The sequence below is a fragment of the Paraburkholderia sp. UYCP14C genome, from assembly GCF_004197395.1.
Lineage (GTDB): Bacteria > Pseudomonadota > Gammaproteobacteria > Burkholderiales > Burkholderiaceae > Paraburkholderia.
This window is the reverse complement of sequence record NZ_SELS01000049.1, coordinates 40094-56338: the sequence shown is the minus strand read 5'-3', so window position 1 is coordinate 56338 and position 16245 is coordinate 40094. Positions and strand designations below refer to the sequence as shown.

Here is a 16245-nt window from a genome sequence, read left to right as displayed (position 1 = left end):
GCGTTGCTGGGCGCCGTACCGTCAGCCTCGCGCTTCTTCATCGATGACGGATCGATGCCGGGTCTCCGGCATCAGCAGATAGGTGATCAGCGAGATCGCCGCGCACGCGCTCACGTAGTAGAAGAACCACGACTCGTGACCCGCGTGCTTGAACTTCAGCGCGAGGTATTCCGTCGTGCCGCCCATCACCGACGACACCACCGCAAACGGCAAGCCGACGCCGAGGGCCCGCAGCTTCGCGGGAAACAGCTCCGATTTGACGAGCCAGTGGATCGACGAGAAGCCGCTCAGGATGGCGAGCGCCGCCAGGTTCAGCGCGAATGCGACCCACACGCTGTGCGTGGCGCCCAGCGCGTGCATCAGGGGCACCGTGCAGAACGTGCCGCCGATACCGAACACCAGCATCACGGGGCGCCGGCCGACGGCATCCGACAATAGTCCATAGAGCGGCTGGAAACACATGTAGATCACGAGCGCGGCAGTGGTGATGAGCGTCGCCGTGCCGCGGCTGAAGCCCGTCGTGTTGACCATGTACTTCTGCAGATAGATCGTGAACGTATAGAACGCGACGGTGCCGCCGATGCTGATGCCGATCGTCCACAAAGTCTGCATGCGATGTCGGACCAGCAACGCCATCAGACTGCCGCGCCCGGCTTCGTCCGGCCTCGCCGACGCTTGTGCGTCGGCGCGTTCGAACGCCTCCGTTTCCGCGATGCCGCGCCGCAGATACAGTGCGAAGACGGCGAGCGCTCCGCCTATCGCGAACGGAATGCGCCAGCCCCAGGCTTCGAGTTGCGCGGGCGACAGCAACAGCCACTGCAGCACGAGCATCAACGCAAGCGCGATCAGTTGCCCCATCACCACCGTCACCTGCACGAAGCCGACGAAGAAGCCGCGCCGGCCCGCGGGAGCCATTTCGCTCAGATAGGTCGCGCTCGTGCCCGCCTCGCCGCCCATGCTGAAGCCTTGCAGCAGCCGCGCGCAGACGAGCACGCCGGGTGCCGCGACGCCGATCGTCGCGTAGGTCGGCGTGAGCGCGATGATCAACGAACCGATGCTCATCATCGCCACCGATACGCTCAATGCGACGCGCCTGCCGCGCCGGTCGGCGAGCGCGCCGATCGCCCAGCTGCCGAGCGGGCGCACCACATAGCCGATCGCTGCGATCGCGGCCGCGTTCAGCAGTTGCGCCGTCTGACTGCCGCCTGGAAAGAATGCCTTGCTGAAGTAGATCGAGAAGATCGAGTAAGCGAGAAAGTCGTACCACTCGATCACGTTACCCGCGCTGCCGCCGATGATCGAGCGCAGGCGCTCGCGTCGGCCGCCGACAGAGGCCCGTAGCGAAAGATCATGAGGCGTTGCGGCCATCCTGTGTCCCCTTGCGGCCTGGTGGCCGGTTTTGTCTGGTGCCTGGATTGCTGCTTTGCTGCTGTGGTGCTTTGCTGCTTCACTGCCTTTGCTGCGGTGCTGCTGTCACCCAACCACTAGCTGTGGGTCGCAAGCAGGCGCACGAGTTCGGCCGTGTCGGTCTTTTCTTCCGCGTACAGCACCCAGTCCACGATTCGGCCGATCTGCTCGGGGCCGATCCGGTGCGCCGCGAGCTTCATCATCTTGCCGACGATCTCCGCATCGCTCGCGAACGCATGCTCGCTGCCGCGCTGGGACTGCACGGTTTCCTCGAGCCGCGTGCCGTCGCGCAGTCTGACCTCGACCCGCACCGTATGACGCGAGCCGCGTCCGAGCGCGGTGATCGATGGATCTTCGAGCACCTGGACGCGATCCGCCAGCGCCATGCGCTGAGGGTCCGCGACCTTGTCCTCGCTGAACTGGTCGACGAACACGTCGCCTTCGAGCAGCAGCGTGGCGACGCAATACGGCAGGTTCAGTTGCGCGGACGTCAAGCCCTGCGGCACATATCGCCAGCCGACGTGATCGACGGTCACACGCGAGCCGTGCACGACGATCGATTCCACCTCGCTCGCCGCAAACGGGCGACGTGCCTGCATCGCGCGAATCGCGTCGAGCGTCGTGTGATTGCTGCCCACGCACGAATAGAACTTCAACGCGATGTTCATCGTCTCGAAGCGCTCGCCGAGACCGTCGATCAACTGACTCAGATCGAAGCGGTCGGTCGAGCGCGAGAACGTGCTGCAAAAGCCGCCATACGGGTTCTCGAATACGTCGACGATGCCCGTGAAGCCGTTCTGCGCCAGCAGCGCGCCATACAACCCGCTTTGCGCGGCGCGGCCCGCATGCATACGCTTGACCATCGCGCCGAACTGCGCGGCCATCAATCCCGCCGACTGCGTGCCGCCGATGCCGAGTGCGTGCACCGTGCGCGCCGTATCGAGACGCAACGCGGCGGCCGCACCCGCCGCCGCCGAAAACACGCCGACGGTTGCGCCCGAATGCCAGCCCTGCGCGATGTGCTCCGGTCCCATGCACATCCCGACGCGCGGCCCCACTTCGTAGCCGGCCACACACGCGCGCAGAAAATCGCGGCCGCTCATGCGCGCATTGGCGGGCAGCATCTCCGCGATCGCGAGGATCGCCGGCAGCGTGACCGCGCCGACATGCAACACGCCCGCGCGATGCACGTCGTCGAGCTCGAAGCTCTGGATCATCGTGCCGTTGACGAGCGCCGCGTGTGGTGCCGACAGCTTCATCGGCATGCCCCACACGCGGCAACCTTGAGTCGTATCGACGCCCGCGAGCGTATCCGCGAGAATCCGGCTCCACTCGAGGCCCGAGCCGAATAGCGCGCAGCCGAGCGAGTCGAGAATGAGCAGCTTGACGCGAGCGCGCACCTCGTCGGGAATCGCCTCGTAACGCAATCCGGCCACGAAGGCCGCGACGCCGCCGGTATAGGGGTTTGTGCCGATGTCGTTGTGGTGGTTCATCGCGTGACGGGCGCAATGGCGCGCTAGTGGGTTGAGCGGAGAGATCGTGCTGCTGTTGCCCAGTATCCGCACGCGCCGGCGATTTGTGAATTGCGTGCGACGCGATTATTATTGCCCCACACGCAATAGTCCGCCGTCTCCGATCGTCCACGCACAGCTTCTCATGGTCCGTTTTCCCGGTGTCGATCTCGATTCGCTTCGCGCTTTCGTCGCAGTCGCTTCGCACGCGTCGTTCAACGATGCGGCGATCGAACTGAACCTGTCCGCATCGGCGCTGACGCGTCGCGTCAAGCGGCTGGAAGAGGCGCTCGACCTGATGCTGTTCGAGCGCACGACGCGCACGGTCTCACTCACTTCGTCCGGAGAACTGCTGCTGCCGCGCGCACAGAGCGTGCTGCGTGAACTCGAAGCATCGTTGCAACTCGTCACCGAGGCCACCCGGATTCGCGCGGGTCAACTGACGATTGCGTGCATCCCCACCGTCGCGAAGTTCATGCTGCCGAAGATCGTCAGCAGCTATCACCGCAAACGCCCCGAAGTTCGCCTGAGACTGATCGAGGCGGATTTGTTGACCGTCGCCCGGCGCGTCGCCGAAGGAGACGCGGAGTTCGGCATTGCGTTTCTCGTCAACGAAACGCCGGAACTCGAGATCGACGAGTTGCTGGTGGACCCTTATGTACTTGCGTGCCCCGCCGATCATCCGCTGGCGAGGAGCGAGCATGTTGCGTGGCGGGAGCTGAGACCGTGGCCGTTGATCGTGTCGGGCACGACCAGCGGCAATCGGCGGATGCTCGATGCCGCATTGCGCGACATCGACTGGCGGCCGGACCGGCTAATCGAAATCGAGCATCTGACGACCTCGCTCGGACTCGTCGAAGCGGGACTCGGCATCTCGATCATTCCGCGTTGCGCGGCGCCCCGCGACACTCAATCGAGAATCGCGATCCGTCCGCTCGTCGAGCCGACGGTTGCGCGCACGATCGGTTTGCTGCGACGACGCGACGCAACGCTGTCGGCCGTCGCGCGGGATTTTCGACTAACGTTGCGCAGGATGGCTCCGCTCGATCCGGCATGGATGCAGCCGGAGTAATCGCGCCTCCGCCCGCCGATGCGTATCGGCGTGAGGGCGCGGCTGTCAGCTTGCGGCAGCTTCAGTCGCTTCCCCGCGAGATGACCGTCGCGATGGCCTCCGCCGCCGTCGCAACGTTGTCGTCGTTGAGCGCGGCGACGCACATGCGCCCGGACCGGATCAGATAGACGCCGTGCCGTTCGCGCAGCGTGTCGACCTGGTCTGCCGACAACCCCGTGTAGGTGAACATACCGCGCTGCTCGAGGTACCGCGCGAGCAGCGTGTCCGGCACCTTGCCACGCAAGCGCTGATGGATCTCGGCACGCATGCGCATGATGCGCCGGCACATCGACGCAAGCTCTTCCTGCCACGATTGTCGCAGTGCCGGCGTGGTCAGCACGCGCGCGACGATCTTCGCGCCGTGCGTCGGCGGATTGCTGTAGTTCGCGCGCACCGCGCTCGTCAATTGACCCAGCACGCGCCCGGCCACCTCCGGCGACTCGCAAATCACCGACAGTCCGCCGCACCGCTCGCCATACAGCGAGAAGTTCTTCGAGAACGAATTGGCCACCAATGCCGGCACGTTCTGGCGCACGAGTTCCCGAATCGCAAATGCATCCGCGTCGATGCCTGTGCCGAAGCCCTGATACGCCATGTCGATGAACGGCAACAGGTTCCGCTTCCTGACGACCTCGATCAGTTGCACCCATTGCGCGTCGTTCAGATCCACGCCCGTCGGGTTGTGACAGCATGCGTGCAACAGCACGACGCTGCGCGCCGGCAGCGCGTCGATGGCCGATAGCATCTGCTCGAATTTCAGGCCGCCATTCGACGCGTCGTAGTAGGGATAGGCACCGACTTCAAAACCCGCGCGCTCGAAGATGAAACGGTGGTTCTCCCACGTCGGATCGCTGACCCATACCCGTGAGCCCGCGAAGTACCGCTTGATGAAGTCCGCACCGACCTTGAGCGCGCCCGAGCCGCCCAAGGTCTGCACGGTCGCAATGCGCCCTTCGATCCGCGCCGCCGAGTCGTCGCCGAACACCAACGATTGCACGGCATCGCGGTAGTGTGCGAAGCCCGCCATCGGCAGGTACGGCTTTGGACCGAGCTCGGCGAGCAGTTGTCCTTCTGCCTCGCGCACGGCTTGCATCACCGGCAAGCGGCCTTGATCGTCGTAATAAATCCCAATGCTCAGATTGACCTTATCGTTGCGCGGATCCTTCGCGAAGTTCTCGTTCAACGTGAGGATCGGATCGCCCGCATAGGCATCGATGTGTTCGAACATGCTAGTTCCCTGGATTAGGACAAGAGATTGCAGAAACGCGGTGCTTAGGGCATCGGCACGCCAACCGGTACCGCGCTGCCCGCGCGCCTGTTGCGCAAGCGATAGCCGACGCCCAGCGCAACGAGCCAGACCGGGATCAGGTAGACCGACATGCGCAGATCCGGAATCAGCCACATCACGACCAGAATGCCGCCAAGGAAGATCAGACACAGATAGTTGGTCAGCGGATAGCCGAGGCTGCGGAAGAAGGTCGTCTCACCAGCTCGCGCTTTCGCGGCGCGGAAGCGCAAATGAATGATGCTGATCATCGCCCAGTTGATGATGAGCGCCGACACGACGAGCCCCATCAGCAGTTCAAACGCCTTACCCGGCATCAGGTAGTTGATCACCACGCAGGTGGCCGTCGCCAGAGCGGAAACGCCGAGCGCGACGAGCGGAATGCCGCGGGAATTCACCTTCAGCAACGCGCGCGGCGCATTGCCCTGGCCTGCGAGACCGTAAAGCATGCGGCTGTTGCAATAGACGCCGCTGTTGTACACCGACAGCGCGGCGGTGAGCACCACGGCATTGAGCACGTTGGCAACGAAGTTGCTATTCATCGCGTGAAAGATCAACACGAACGGACTGCCGCCCGTCACGACTTTTTCCCACGGATACAGCGACAGCAGCACGCCGAGTGCGCCGACGTAGAAAAGCAGGATCCGGTAGATCACCTGGTTGGTCGCGCGCGGGATCGTGTGCGAAGGATCTTCCGCCTCGGCCGCCGTAATGCCGACGAGTTCCAGTCCGCCGAACGAGAACATGATGACAGCCATCGACATCACGAGACCCGACACGCCGTTCGGAAAGAAGCCGCCGTGGCGCCACAGATTGGACACGCCCGCGTCCGGGCCGGCATGGCCCGAGAGCAGCAGATAGCCGCCGAAGCCGATCATGCCGACGATGGCCGCGACCTTGACGATCGAGAACCAGAATTCGAGTTCGCCGTACGACTTCACGCTGGTCAGGTTGATCGCGTTGACGACGCCGAAGCAGACGAGCGCGGAGACCCAGGTCGGCAGACCCGGCCACCAGTACTGCATGTAGATGCCCACGGCCGACAGTTCCGCCATCGACACGAGGATATACAGCACCCAGTAGTTCCAGCCGGACACGAAGCCGGAGAACTGGCCGCAGTATTTGCCTGCGAAGTAGCTGAAGGAACCTGCAACGGGCTCGTCGACGACCATTTCGCCGAGTTGCCGCATGATGAAGAAAGCGACGATGCCCGCGATCGCGTACCCGAGCAATACCGACGGCCCTGCCGTCTTGATGGTCTGCGCGATGCCGAGAAAGAGGCCTGTGCCGATTGCGCCTCCTAGCGCGATCAACTGGATGTGACGATTCTTCAGGCCGCGCTGTAGCGTGCCCTGCTCCTGGTGTGCCACGATGTTGTCTCCTGTGTCCTGCGGTTAAGTCCGGACGCCACGCCTCGTTTTTCGCCTGCTCCTGTCGGGCAGGCGAAAAATGCCGAGACGTCACAGCCGACGCTTGTGACGCCGGTGCCGTGTCTTGCTGGGATAGGTATTGTTGAAGCGGCTATGAACGGGGAGTGCGCGCGTCAGACTTTCAGCGTGCCCCGCTCGATCTGATCGCGTTCGAGCGACTCGAACAGCGCCTTGAAATTGCCTTCCCCGAAACCTTCGTCACCCTTGCGCTGGATGAATTCGAAGAACACGGGGCCAAGCAGCGGTTTGGAAAAGATCTGCAGCAGCAGGCGCGGAGAGCCGTCCGCCGTCGTTCCGTCGAGGAGGATGCCGCGCGACTGCAATTCGCCAACCGGTTGACCATGGCCCGGCAGGCGCGTTTCGAGCGCATCGTAGTAGTAGCTGTTCGGCCCGGTCATCAGCGGCACGCCTGCCATCTGCAGGTTGTCGATAACCTTGATCAGATCGTCCATCAGGAACGCGATGTGTTGAATGCCCTCGCCGTTGAAGGCCATCAGGAATTCCTCGATCTGGCCGCTTCCCTTGCCGGATTCCTCGTTCAATGGAATGCGGATTTTGCCGTCCGGCGCGGTCATCGCCTTCGACGTGAGACCCGTGTATTCGCCCTCGATGTCGAAGTAGCGCAGTTCACGGAAGTTGAACAGATTCTCGTAGAAGTTGGCCCAATACGTCATGCGGCCGCGATAGACGTTGTGCGTGAGGTGATCGACGAGGCGCAAGCCATGACCGGCCGGCCGTCGGTCGACACCTTCGATGAACTCGAAATCGATGTCGTAGATCGACTTGCCGTCTTCGAAGCGGTCGATCAGATAAAGCGGCGCACCGCCAATGCCTTTGATTGCGGGCAAACGCAACTCCATCGGACCGGTTGCGATCTCGATCGGCTGAGCGCCCAGCGACAGCGCGCGGGCGTAGGCCTGGTGCGAATCCTTCACGCGAAATGCCATACCGCACGCGCTCGGGCCATGCTCGGCGGCAAAGTAAGCGGCCTGACTATTGCGCTCGCGATTGACGATGAAGTTGATTTCGCCCTGGCGGTAAAGCAGCACATCCTTCGAACGGTGGCGAGCCACCAGCGTGAAACCCATCTGCTCGAACAGCGGTTCGAGCACGTTGGGTGTGGGCGAAGCGAATTCAACGAATTCGAAGCCCATCAATTGCATTGGATTCTCAAACAGGTCGGCCATGATCGTCTCAGGTTCAGCGGATGATGAATGATTTTCGGCGAGCAACCCGCACCGCGTGGTGCGGTGCGTTGGAAAAATGAAAGAAAATTTCTCGATGCGGTCTCTTATGCAGCATCCTCCGACCACCCGCGCACCTGACTATTCTCCCAACGCATCTGCTCTCGTCGCAGCGACATCTGCGATCAGTGTAAATTTTTATCGATGCAATAGGATTTCCTACCGAACGCAGACAAACCCTGATTTGTGCATTACCATTTCATTTTGCCAATGTTCTAGGAAATAAAAGTGCAGACGATCGACTTCGACCGTATCGACCTGCGTTTGCTGGAGATTCTTCAGTCCCAGGGGCGCATCTCCAATCTCGAACTTGCGGAGGCAATCAAGCTGTCGCCGGCGCAAACGCTGAGACGTCATCGCCGGCTAGAGGAAATGGGCGTGATCAAGCTCTACGAGACGCGGCTCGACGCGCAGATGCTTGGCTTTGGCGTGGTGGCTTTCATCCAGGTGACGATGGAGCGAGGCCATGTCCGCGACCTGTCGAAGTTCAAGCGGATGATCTCGGAACTCACCCAGGTTCAGGAATGCTTCGTCGTGACGGGTGATATCGATTACATGCTGAAGGTCGTCGCGCACGACCTGAAAGCGCTGTCGGAGTTTCTGCTGGATACGCTGATGCGCATTCCGGGCGTGAGCGGCGTCAAGTCCAGCGTATGTCTCGACGAGATCAAATGTACGGGCGCTGTCCCGTTGGCGGTCTAGCCCGCTGAACGCGAGCGCGGTGCGCCGGTGCTGCCAACCAGCTTCGAAGCCGAACGTTCGTTTAGACGGTCTGTTTCCTTATTGAATCGACTCCGAAACCGTACTGACGATCAACGAAAACAACCGCTCCATTTCACCTTCGATCTCGCTACCGCTGAACGGATCGCGATTGGCGCCGAACGCTTCGTCCAGTTCCATCCAGTCGGCCGCGGTAAGAAAACGCAATGCGGCCGGCAAAATCACTTCCTCCTCCAGGCGCCGGTGATTGCGATAAAACACCGCGTACTCATCAACCAACGTCCGCAAAGCCGGCACCGCGGCATACCCGCTCAGTTCATAGCGGGTCAGCGCGCGTTCAAGATCACGCACCCGCGCCTCGCCTGCCACATGCTGCGCCTCCAGTTCGTCGATGACGTCGTCCAGGTCGTCCGTACGTGATCGCAAGCGCGCAAACAGATATTTGTCTTCCTTCGGATGATGAACCTGCTCCGGATATTCCCGAATGTAGTAAAGCATGGCCCGCATCAGCATCGGCTCGGGCGGATGAGCGCCCGCCGACAGCGACTCGACGAACCGGGTCATGCCGTTGACCACCGCTGAAAGCTGTTGATGTTCGCGGACGATAGTCTGTACCGCCCGCCGCGCTAGTGGGGATTGCATGTGACTGCTCCTGAAGGTCAAAGCTCCGAGGCAATGCAGAGCGAGGAACTAATGCGCCCTGCCGACCGACCTCAATACGGAGTGTCCTTGCGCAGTCAGCCGGCCTCGCGCGTATCCGGACGCGAGCTTTTCCAGAGAAACGAGTTGGCGCTCGCACAACGCGTCGAGATCGCCGGGATCGAAATTCTCCGGACGGGGGTTTGTCTCGAGAAGCATGAGCGTTGCGATCTCATGTGGGCTAAGCATCGTCGTCTCCTTTGCTCTGATGTTCAATGCATCGTGGTCCTTTCTCGAAGGATAGATGCTCATCAAAACGTGTCGACGCGCATTTTGTCGCATGCCTCGCGGCCGGAATCCGGCCGCTCGACGCGGGTCGACAATCGGAGAAGACTGGGCGTGCGGCAACTGGCCAGTTCGATCGATGCCGTTAAATGCTCAATTCAACGGAGGATGGCAACGGTTCCGCCGATGCCCGCACTGAAGCGAGCCTCAGCATGCCGCCAGAGTTTGCGTAGAGCGCTCCAGTGCGATCGGGCCTGAGCGCTTCGCAACACGTTCGATAGCCAGGATACGACCGAGTGCCGTGCGGAACGTGTCGTCGATACTGCGCTCCCCATCCAGCGCGACAACACCGTTGACCTCGAACACGGCGCGATAGGCCGCCACCTGACGCAGCAGAAAGTGCATCGGCGGCGGCTGGTCGTTCTCGTCGTTCCTTGCCCGCACGCGGCGGTGCGAAGTCGCGCCGGAAACGTTCAGGCCAAAGGCGACGTCGGGGCGCAGCAAATGGCCAGCGATACTGTGGAGCACGTGCGCGGTCTCCGCGGGATCGGAGCGCGTGCCGATTTCAGCCTGAGAGGTGAACACATAACGATCGCAAAAGACCACGTCGCCGCGTTCCAGTGCCGGTATGACCGTGTCGGTCATATGTTGGACGAGGTCTCCCATGATGGACAGCAGAATGCCCAGCATGTCGACGCGCCGCGCGCTTGCGTCGGTTCCGGCACCGGCGTTCGCGGTACGCCAGTGGCTGTCGACCATCTCCCGGAACACTTCGTCTTTGCGGATCCGGCGGGTCGGTGTAAACGTCGTCACGCAGTTGAGCCCCGCATGCGTGCACGCGCTTTCGAGCCTTTTCATCAGTGAAGACTTCCCGGCCCCATCCACGCCGCACAACGTGACCAGCACACCCGGATAAGCATGCGGTTTGAGCTCGAGCGCTTCGAACACACCATTCGACATGAGATCACCTCAGACCATGACTTCGCGCGACTCCGCGAGCATTTCGTCGCGGGCCTCGAGCGGCGCGAGGACCGCCGTGAAGTGCTTGAGCATCGGCGGTGCCGAGACGATGCGCATGCCCCGGATCGCATCGCGTCGTCGATAGACCCGGATCAACGCAGCGGCGACCGCCGCGAGGTGGCTATCGGTGTAGACGCGGCGAGGAATGGCCAACCTCAGCAGTTCCATCCTCGGAGGAGCGGACGCGCCCGTCGACGGATCCTCTTTCAGGAACGCCAGCGAGCCCAGACCGACAGCGCGCACGCCGCCCTCCAGATAAAGCTCGGAAGCGAGCGCCTCGGCTGGGAACTCCGAGCGCGGCACGTGCGGCAGGAAGGCGGCCGCGTCGACATACACTGCGTGCCCACCGGTTGGCCTCAGTATCGGAACGCCGCCGGCTATCAGCGTATCCCCTAACCGCTCGACCTGACCCACGCGGTGCTGCAGGTATGAGTCGTCGACCATCTCGCGCAGACCGATCGCGAGCGCTTCGAGATCGCGACCCGCCATTCCTCCGTAGGTAACGAAGCCTTCGTGCAGCACGAGCAGCGGCACGACCTGATCGTAGAGCGCGCGCGAGCGTGTCGCGAGCAAGCCGCCGATGTTGACCAGCGCATCCTTCTTGCAGCTGAACGTGCAGCCCTCGGCATAGGAAAACTGCTCCTTCAGAATCTCCGCGACGGACCGGTTCGCATAGCCGCTCTCACGCTGCTGGATGAAGTAGGCGTTCTCCGCGCAGCGCGCCGCATCGAAGTACACGGGAATCGCGAACTCATCGGCCAATGCCTTCACCGCGCGCAGGTTCGCCATCGATACCGGCTGGCCGCCGCCCGCGTTGTTGGTCAGCGAGACCATGATCAGCGGAACGTTGTCGCGCCCCTCGCTGTCGATCACGTTGCGCAGCTTCTGCACGTCCACGTCGCCCTTGAACGGGTGCTCGACCGCGGGTTGGTAGCCGATTTCGCCGACGCACGATACCGCGGTCCCGCCGGCAATCGATACGTGCGCCTCGGTCGAATCGAACGGCGCGTTGAACGGCACCACCTGCCCCGGGCGCACGAGGGTCCGAAACAGGAAGTGCTCGGCCGGCCGGCCCTGGTGGGTCGGCAGCACGTACTCGAAACCGAGCATGTCTCGCACGGCCTGCGTCAACTTCGTAAAGCTGCGGGAACCGGCATACGACTCGTCGCCGGTCATGATGCCTGCCCACTGGTTCGCGCTCATCGCGGTAGTGCCGCTGTCCGTCATCAGATCGATATAGACGTCGTCCGCTTCGAGGCGAAACACGTTGTACCCGGCAGCGGCGAGCCGCGCCTGCCGTTGCTCGCGGTCGATCAGCCTGATCGGCTCGACCATCTTGATCCTGTACGGCTCAGGCTGGCTGTTTTCTAGAAGCATGCACTCCTCCTGCGTTGAAAGTACGCGGGCCAGCGGATGACTGGCCGCTTCGGGCATCGTTCATCGCGTCAGGCACTTTGTACGATCGGCGTCCAGTTCACGGCGTCGCCGTCCGCGGACGCACGGTGGCATCCGCGAGCGTTGTGGGCCGCTTCGAAGCGTTTCTCGATCCGGTTCAGAATCGACCAATACGCGCCCCGCTCGCCTTGCGCGATCGCTTCGACCAGTGCGTCGTTCGCGTTGTAGTTGAAGAGGCTCGCATTGGTGCCGAAGAACCGCCGGTCATTGCCGATCAGATCGGCGATGAATTGCTGCGGGTCCGGGCCCAATGCGGTCGGCAGATAAAACACCGGATGCAGCAGATCGTCGTTGTCTTCGATACGGCCGTGCAGATTCGGATTCCCGACGTGCAGGCCTTCGCTGCGGATCATCTGCTCAAGCTCGGTTCCCGGGAAAATCCTCAGCCCGACCGTCACCGAGACGCGCTCCGGATCGACCCGCTTGATGAACTCGATCGTCTCGCGCGCGGTTTCCTGAGTCTCGCCGGGCGCGCCGAACAGCAGCTCGATGATGTGTTCGAGGCCGTGGCGCTTCGCCGTGTTGACCGCATGTTCGATGTCGGCGGCGCTAAAGGTACGGCGCAGGATCTTCAGCATGGTTTCGCTGGCGGTGTCGACGCCGAAGTTCATGCCGACGCAACCGGCGGCTTTCATCGCGGCCGCGAGTTCGTCCGGAAACGGCCGCGGCATACCGTACGCATACCACTGGATTTTTCCGGCGAGCCCGTGCCGGATGATGGCCGCGCACAGCGCCAGAGGATGCGCGACGCTCAGATTGAATTCCGAGTCGTTGATGTGAAACACGTTGACCCCGCGCTCCTCGAGCGACGCCATCTCGGCGACGACATCGTCGGGTTCGCGCATGCGCACCGTGCGGCCTTTGATCAGCGGCTCGACGCAATAGATACAGGAGCGATTGCAGCCGCGCTTCGTTTCGATGCCGATCTGGCCGCCCTTGGCGAAATAGCGCGGGTTGTCGACCAGCTTGCGTTCGTGCGGCCCGATGCTCGCCAGCGGTCCGCATTCGTTCGGGGCGAGCGGCGTGGCATGCACCCCGTCCGTATCGCGATAGACCAGGCCGGGTATGTGCGTGAAGCTCCTGCCTTCTTCAAGGCAGGTCAGCAACTCGGGAAAGCTGAATTCGCCTTCCCTGACGATGCCAAAGTCGGCGTCGAGATACGCGAGCAGCTTTTCCGGCATCACCGAATAGCCCGCGCCGCCCATCACGACCGGCACCGCGCGCGCACGCCGAAGCATCGCGACGATGTCCCTGATTCTGTCGAGAAAACTGTAGCCGCTGGAAAAATAGACGTCGTCGGTATTTCGCAGCGTCACCCCCCAGTAGTCAGGCTCCGCGGTGCGGCAGTGCTCGGCGATGGCCGCCTCGCAATCGTCGGAGAAGCACAGGTCGAGCAAATTGAGCTCGAACCCCGCTCGCTCCATCGGCGCGGACAGGTAGTCGAATGCGATCGGCGCAATGGCCGGCTTGATCTGGTTCGTGTTGACGAAGGTGACGCGCTTGGCCATGTTCGATCGGTCTCAGTGGAGAGGTTCGCGAGGGTTCGCAGGGGTCGTTGTAGAAGCGCGCGGCTAGACGGCGACGTCGATGGACATCTTCTGACCCGCGCGCGCCACCGTCGTCTCGCTCATGAATTCACTGAAGCGATGCATCATCACCGTCGCGAGGTGCTTCGCCTTTTCCTCGCAGTCGGAGAATGCGTAGAAGCCCGGACCCGCGCTGCTCATCCCGGCATACACCGCGCCCTCGCGTTGCATCGTCTCGTCGAACTCACGCATCACGTCGGTCCGGAAAATGCCCTCCAGCACCTTCATGTTGCTCATGCTGTTGAGTTCCCAACCGTGCTTCAGGAACGCGAACAGGTCGTTGCGATGCAGTGCCGGCCGCAGTTTCTGTTCGATGAAGTTGCGCCACGCGGTGCCGTAGCGCTTCTGCCATTCGACGAAATGCGTCGGCACGAAGCCCGCCTCGGTGGTGCCGGACATGTCCGCGTCTTCGCCGTGGGCACGTAGCGTTTCGGTCGATAGCGTGTCGTAGTTGCCCACGGCGGTGGTCACCCACAGATTTTCCGAACTCAGGTTGCCGAGGAAGCGACCGTTGCCGTGCTTCTCGTCGACCCAGACCAGGCCGCCGAAGAACAGACACGCTTCGCCGACGCCGGTCTCGAGGCCGAAGTACACGTGCTCGTTATCCTTCGCGGTCTCGACGTAGTTGCGGGTGATCATTTCCCACATGTCGTGCGGCGAAAACGGCGAGCCGAACAATGCGTTCAAGCCGGCGAGCGTCGCGGTGTTGAACGAGACATTCGAGCCGAAACCGCTGTGCTGATGCTGGATGCTGCGCACCCGGTCGACGCGGATGTCGTCGTGTGCGTAGCCGACGGCTCGCTTGAACAACTCGAGCATGTGACGCCCGCTCGGCACGTCGCAGCCGCCTGCGCCGCTCGTCGTCTTCGTGATGGTGATACGGTGCCCGACCGTGCTCGTCGATACGCCGAGTCCGCCGCCGCCGAAGCCGGGCGCCATTTGCATAAAGTCGAATACGGCGAAGTGAAGGCGCCCAGGCACCGAGACCTCGGCACGATCGTAGCTCGGTGTCGCCTCGCGCTCCCAGTGCGGCAGCACAGTCAGATTTGCGCCCGGTAGGAACTGTCCCGCTTTCGCCTTCCATGCCTGATTCATTGCTCTACCTCCACCCTCGTGAGTAATCCCAATCCAGAAATTTCTCGACCCTTTACTTCGGTCTGCGAACTTCAATGCATAACAGGTCTTCGTGTTAAGACCGGGGACATCGATCGTGAGCATCGCGGACACGATGCGTTGACTCGATCCATCGTTCGCGCTCGTCGTGCACGGTTCGTGCCAGGCATTCTTTTGCGGCGCTAACCGAGTCGTCGTCAGATGCAATGACGCAAGCAGGCGGCCAGATTTCAAAGGGCGGCGCGATAGATCCGCACGTTTAGATGTTCGGACGTCGACATGCGGGCCGGCCCGGTATCGAACGTCCCGCAGTCGAGCCGCAACCAACAGATTTCACTCATGTGTTGGCCCGGCACCGACATCCAGCAGCCCACGACGGGCTTGCGCCGGGCGAAAGTCCGCAAATCGCAGACTCCGTTCAATCCTCGCGATACCCGCGCCGCCCTTTCAGATCTGGCCACTTCATTCCGTTCTTGCTGGGGATGACGACGACTTCCAGGCTGCCGGCGGACAACTGGCATGAACCCTGCAAAAAGGCATCCGCAAGTAATGGCAGTCCTGCCCCGAGGCATCTTAGCCGTATCCGCACCTGAATCGCGTGGCGTCGCTCGATCGCCACTCCTGAATCGCCCTCTTGATCTTTGACGGGAGCCGTAGATGACAGCAACCCTGAAGGACGACGCGCTGGCGCGACGCCGCATCGACTGGCCACGCGCGTTGCGGGCGATCAAGGCGTTGAGGGAGAACGTAGACGATATTCAGCATGCCTACGAAGTGATGATCGCGCTCGACGGCGGCCAGATGGAGACGATGTATCAGCGCTTTCTCAGCGAGCCGGGCGCTGGCCCGCTGCTGTCGGAGCAGCCGTCGCTACTGCGCACGCTCGCGGATTCCGACACGCTGCTGCGCTTGCCCGCTGGTTCGTTCGGCCGCGCTTACATGTCGATGATGGAATACAGCGGCTACAGCGCCGATGGCCTGCTGCAGGCAAGCCGGCTGGCCGCGGGCCTCGAAGAAATCCTCCCCGGCCCGGACCGTCAGTGGTTCATCGAGCGCAGCGGCTGCATTCACGACCTGCTGCACGTGTTGACGGGCTACGGTCAGGACTGGGCCGGCGAGACCTCGCTTCTCGCCTTCGACTGCGGCCTCGAACCGATGCGTGCGCGCATCGTCGGCCTGCTCGGCACCGCGCTGACTGCGCCGTGGTGGCCGAACTTCTGGGTCCATCGCTTTCTGCACCGCGCGTGGCTGCGTGGCAAGCATGCGCGCATTCCCCTCTCGTACCGCTGGGAAGAAGCGTTGCAGCGGCCGCTCGCCGTGGTCCGCCTGGAACTGGCGATCGAGCCGGTCGCGCTCGCTCATCCACAGGGCATCCTGGCCGGCGGCCAAACGCTGCCGTGGCGCTTCGCCGCGCCGAGCAACGTGTGAACAGAGAGGAA

At 62.6% G+C, this 16245-nt stretch carries 14 protein-coding genes; 3 read left to right on the top strand and 11 right to left on the bottom strand.

Annotated elements, in window-relative coordinates; genetic code table 11:
• Positions 1-21: 21 nt before the first annotated feature.
• Both EVC45_RS32575 and EVC45_RS32570 read right to left on the bottom strand, forming a co-directional pair.
• Positions 22-1368: an MFS transporter gene (locus tag EVC45_RS32575; protein ID WP_129962277.1), complete on the bottom strand. Its 1347-nt coding sequence runs from the start codon at positions 1366-1368 to the stop codon at positions 22-24.
• Between the two features lie 116 nt (positions 1369-1484).
• On the bottom strand, positions 1485-2900 hold the full coding sequence (locus tag EVC45_RS32570) for an MmgE/PrpD family protein (RefSeq protein ID WP_129962276.1): 1416 nt from the start codon (positions 2898-2900) through the stop codon (positions 1485-1487).
• Between the two features lie 163 nt (positions 2901-3063).
• Here EVC45_RS32570 and EVC45_RS32565 point away from each other — a divergent pair, with 163 nt between their 5' ends.
• Positions 3064-3990, top strand: a complete 927-nt coding sequence (locus EVC45_RS32565) for a LysR family transcriptional regulator (RefSeq protein ID WP_129962275.1) — start codon at positions 3064-3066, stop codon at positions 3988-3990.
• Positions 3991-4051: 61 nt separating this feature from the next.
• Here EVC45_RS32565 and EVC45_RS32560 read toward each other — a convergent pair whose 3' ends face one another.
• The 3 genes from EVC45_RS32560 to hppD all read right to left on the bottom strand — a co-directional run bounded on the left by EVC45_RS32560 (position 4052) and on the right by hppD (position 7931).
• Positions 4052-5257, bottom strand: coding sequence for an amino acid aminotransferase (locus EVC45_RS32560; RefSeq protein WP_129962274.1), 1206 nt, complete (start codon positions 5255-5257; stop codon positions 4052-4054).
• 44 nt (positions 5258-5301) lie between these two features.
• Complete coding sequence (locus EVC45_RS32555) at positions 5302-6684, bottom strand: amino acid permease (protein ID WP_129962273.1); 1383 nt, start codon at positions 6682-6684, stop codon at positions 5302-5304.
• 173 nt (positions 6685-6857) lie between these two features.
• Positions 6858-7931, bottom strand: a complete 1074-nt coding sequence (hppD, locus tag EVC45_RS32550) for a 4-hydroxyphenylpyruvate dioxygenase (protein ID WP_129962272.1) — start codon at positions 7929-7931, stop codon at positions 6858-6860.
• Between the two features lie 285 nt (positions 7932-8216).
• Between hppD and EVC45_RS32545 the strand changes: the two genes are divergently transcribed.
• Complete coding sequence (locus tag EVC45_RS32545; RefSeq protein ID WP_129962271.1) at positions 8217-8690, top strand: Lrp/AsnC family transcriptional regulator; 474 nt, start codon at positions 8217-8219, stop codon at positions 8688-8690.
• Positions 8691-8768: 78 nt separating this feature from the next.
• Here EVC45_RS32545 and EVC45_RS32540 read toward each other — a convergent pair whose 3' ends face one another.
• The 6 genes from EVC45_RS32540 to EVC45_RS32515 form a co-directional block, all read right to left on the bottom strand.
• Complete coding sequence (locus EVC45_RS32540) at positions 8769-9350, bottom strand: hemerythrin domain-containing protein (RefSeq protein ID WP_129962270.1); 582 nt, start codon at positions 9348-9350, stop codon at positions 8769-8771.
• A 48-nt stretch (positions 9351-9398) separates the two neighbouring features.
• On the bottom strand, positions 9399-9596 hold the full coding sequence (locus tag EVC45_RS47055) for a hypothetical protein (RefSeq protein WP_129962289.1): 198 nt from the start codon (positions 9594-9596) through the stop codon (positions 9399-9401).
• 243 nt (positions 9597-9839) lie between these two features.
• Positions 9840-10580 carry an AAA family ATPase gene (locus EVC45_RS32530; RefSeq protein WP_248295348.1) on the bottom strand — a complete coding sequence of 247 codons (741 nt, stop codon included), beginning with the start codon at positions 10578-10580 and terminating at the stop codon, positions 9840-9842.
• Positions 10581-10601: 21 nt separating this feature from the next.
• Positions 10602-12029 (bottom strand): tryptophanase, encoded by a 1428-nt coding sequence (locus EVC45_RS32525; protein ID WP_129962268.1) that lies wholly within the window; start codon positions 12027-12029, stop codon positions 10602-10604.
• A gap of 68 nt (positions 12030-12097) precedes the next feature.
• Positions 12098-13615 carry a B12-binding domain-containing radical SAM protein gene (locus EVC45_RS32520; protein WP_129962267.1) on the bottom strand — a complete coding sequence of 506 codons (1518 nt, stop codon included), beginning with the start codon at positions 13613-13615 and terminating at the stop codon, positions 12098-12100.
• Positions 13616-13678: 63 nt separating this feature from the next.
• A complete protein-coding gene (locus EVC45_RS32515) occupies positions 13679-14788 on the bottom strand; it encodes a hypothetical protein (RefSeq protein WP_129962266.1) in 1110 nt (369 codons plus the stop codon).
• 675 nt (positions 14789-15463) lie between these two features.
• Here EVC45_RS32515 and EVC45_RS32510 point away from each other — a divergent pair.
• Positions 15464-16234 carry a Coq4 family protein gene (locus tag EVC45_RS32510; RefSeq protein ID WP_129962265.1) on the top strand — a complete coding sequence of 257 codons (771 nt, stop codon included), beginning with the start codon at positions 15464-15466 and terminating at the stop codon, positions 16232-16234.
• Positions 16235-16245 lie beyond the last annotated feature (11 nt).

Coding starts and splice junctions, on each gene's coding strand:
- EVC45_RS32560 (WP_129962274.1), bottom strand. CDS start 5,257: ATGTTCGAACACATCGATGCCTATGCGGGCGATCCGATCCTCACGTTG.
- EVC45_RS32510 (WP_129962265.1), top strand. CDS start 15,464: ATGACAGCAACCCTGAAGGACGACGCGCTGGCGCGACGCCGCATCGAC.
- EVC45_RS32515 (WP_129962266.1), bottom strand. CDS start 14,788: ATGAATCAGGCATGGAAGGCGAAAGCGGGACAGTTCCTACCGGGCGCA.
- EVC45_RS32565 (WP_129962275.1), top strand. CDS start 3,064: ATGGTCCGTTTTCCCGGTGTCGATCTCGATTCGCTTCGCGCTTTCGTC.
- EVC45_RS32570 (WP_129962276.1), bottom strand. CDS start 2,900: ATGAACCACCACAACGACATCGGCACAAACCCCTATACCGGCGGCGTC.
- EVC45_RS32575 (WP_129962277.1), bottom strand. CDS start 1,368: ATGGCCGCAACGCCTCATGATCTTTCGCTACGGGCCTCTGTCGGCGGC.
- hppD (WP_129962272.1), bottom strand. CDS start 7,931: ATGGCCGACCTGTTTGAGAATCCAATGCAATTGATGGGCTTCGAATTC.
- EVC45_RS47055 (WP_129962289.1), bottom strand. CDS start 9,596: ATGCTTAGCCCACATGAGATCGCAACGCTCATGCTTCTCGAGACAAAC.
- EVC45_RS32525 (WP_129962268.1), bottom strand. CDS start 12,029: ATGCTTCTAGAAAACAGCCAGCCTGAGCCGTACAGGATCAAGATGGTC.
- EVC45_RS32520 (WP_129962267.1), bottom strand. CDS start 13,615: ATGGCCAAGCGCGTCACCTTCGTCAACACGAACCAGATCAAGCCGGCC.
- EVC45_RS32540 (WP_129962270.1), bottom strand. CDS start 9,350: ATGCAATCCCCACTAGCGCGGCGGGCGGTACAGACTATCGTCCGCGAA.